The 2,245-nt window shown below is 39.9% G+C and carries 2 protein-coding genes and 1 pseudogene; all 3 read right to left on the bottom strand.

Annotated elements, in window-relative coordinates; genetic code table 11:
• A pseudogene (locus U0M88_RS03365) lies at positions 1-635 on the bottom strand (hypothetical protein); the annotation flags it as partial.
• Positions 628-1,332: an ABC transporter ATP-binding protein gene (locus U0M88_RS03370; RefSeq protein WP_331868908.1), complete on the bottom strand. Its 705-nt coding sequence runs from the start codon at positions 1,330-1,332 to the stop codon at positions 628-630. The gene U0M88_RS03370 and the pseudogene U0M88_RS03365, both read right to left, overlap by 8 nt.
• A gap of 85 nt (positions 1,333-1,417) precedes the next feature.
• The coding region (locus U0M88_RS03375; protein WP_331868909.1) for an ABC transporter ATP-binding protein at positions 1,418-2,245 on the bottom strand (828 nt) is incomplete at its 5' end.

Consider the following 2,245-nt stretch of genomic DNA (forward strand, 5'->3'; position numbering starts at 1 on the left):
CCATAAGCTAAAACCCAACAAGTCAGAATCAAAGTCCAAATCAGTTTAACCGGACTATTCTCATTGCGAAGGATCTTTTTAGTTTCAAAGCGATATAAAGACCAGGCGGCGCTGATTGTTTTAGCCGCGATGATGTAAAAAGGAACAATCAGACAATAGTACCATGGAATCGGATACCACAGGCAGACAACCAACAAAGAAGCACCCATGCCCACCAGAATCTTGATCATCGAATACGTGTAATCGGTCAAAGTATAGGCTTTGGCATCCATCCGTAAGGAAATCATCGCATAGTATTTATCCTTTGTCGGATCAAACATCGTATTGTTTGAAATGGCTCCGGCGATGCTTAAAAAGAACAAAATATGGATGATCGCTAAACTCGGCTGTTTTGATGCCATCAAGACAACCGGGTAATAAATACAGATGGCAACATACAATCCTTTGTTGATGAAAATTGATACGATTTCCCACAATAATGCCAATACCGTGAAGACCATCTTTAAACCAGTCTTTCCATAAAGACTGACCGATAATATTCGTTTTAACCCCGGAACCTGTCGAATCGCATATAAGATAGAGTTGATTCGATACGTCATTCGCAATCGAAAAGAGATCCAAAATACCTTACGCATGATCTTCCTCTTGCAGGATACGCAAAATATCCGCTTTCAATTCAGCTTCACTTTCTTTTTCCGGCATTTCTTCCAACTTTCCATGACTCAACAAAACAATCTCATCACACAGATCAAAAGCCAGCTCCATAATGTGTGTCGATAAAATTAAGATTCGATCCTTTTTCAAATCACGAAGGATGTTTTTCATCTCTTCCGCCACAACGACATCTAAAGAGGTCAAAGGTTCATCCAACAATAAAACCTTGGGAGAAGCAATGATATTGACCAACATCTGCATCTTATTTTTCATACCGTGTGAAAAATCCTTCAACAGACGATCTCGATCTTCTTTATCCAAATTCACAAGATCAAAATACGCATCCAGATCCATTTTATTGGGAATAGATGCCGCATTGATCTCCACAAAAAATTTTAAGAATTCCCGGGCGGTCAAAAATTCCGGCACCTGTGGTGTCGATAAGACATAGCCGATATCTTCCATTCCCAAAGGCTGTTCTGCATCTGTATCCCGCAGGAAAAATCTTCCCGCATCCACAGAAATATCCTGGTTTAAGCAGTTAAACAACGTCGTCTTTCCGGCCCCGTTTCTTCCTAATAAGCCATAGATCTTACCGGGTTGAAAAGTAAACGTGATGTCTTTAAGAACCTCTTTTTCTTCAAAGCTCTTTTTTAAATGTTCAATTTGTAATTCCATAGCCTTCCTCACTTATGCAATTATATTAACATAGCGAAACTATCTTTAACATACCCCCCCATTTCGAAAAAATAACTAGCTTTCGCTAGTCATTCAAACGTAATAAGTTATGTTCTTCGATACCGACATGGACCGTAGTTCCCGGTTCAAACAGGGCAAAACTTCTAAAAAGAACTTCTGATGTAAACACTACATCCTTACACTGTAAGGTATAGCGTAGAACATTTCCTCGTGAAATGAAGTCCACGACCTTGGCATCAAATGTCAAATAAGTCGGATCTTCGATTGCCTCTTTTGACAACATGAATGTTTCCGGTCGAATCGCATAATAATTGCCGGGATAACGTTTTTCTGGAAAGAAAGCTGTCAGTTCCACTGGTGTCATAATATTGTAATGACCGATGAATTCTGCCGCAAATTTAGATACCGGATGTGTATAAAGCTGTACCGGTTTACCACTTTGTTCAATGATGCCCTGATTCATCAGATGAATCTTATCGGACATTATCATCGCCTCATCCTGATCATGCGTGACAAAGATCGTTGTAATCTTCAATTCCTTTTGAACACGTTTGATTTTCTCCTGCAGTTCACGTCTTAGTTTGGCATCAATAGCGCTCAATGGTTCATCCAGCAGCAGAACTTTAGGCTCCATGACAATGGCACGGGCAATCGCCACACGCTGCTGCTGACCACCGGATAATTGGCTGGGATAACTTTTTTCCTTACCTGTTAAATCCACCATCTCAATGGCTGCTTTGACTTTTTTGTCGATCTCATTTTTATCCATCTTGGCAATTTTTAGACCAAAGGCAATATTATCCTCTACATTCATATTCTGAAATAAAGAGTATTGCTGAAAAACCATTCCGATACCACGTTTTTGCACCGGAGTATTTGTGATATCTTCACC

This window comes from Faecalicoccus sp. (assembly GCF_036552745.1).
Classification (GTDB): domain Bacteria; phylum Bacillota_I; class Bacilli_A; order Erysipelotrichales; family Erysipelotrichaceae; genus Faecalicoccus.

What these genes read in the sequence shown, in the direction of transcription:
- U0M88_RS03370 (WP_331868908.1), bottom strand. Translation starts at nt 1,332, where the DNA reads ATGGAATTACAAATTGAACATTTAAAAAAGAGCTTTGAAGAAAAAGAG.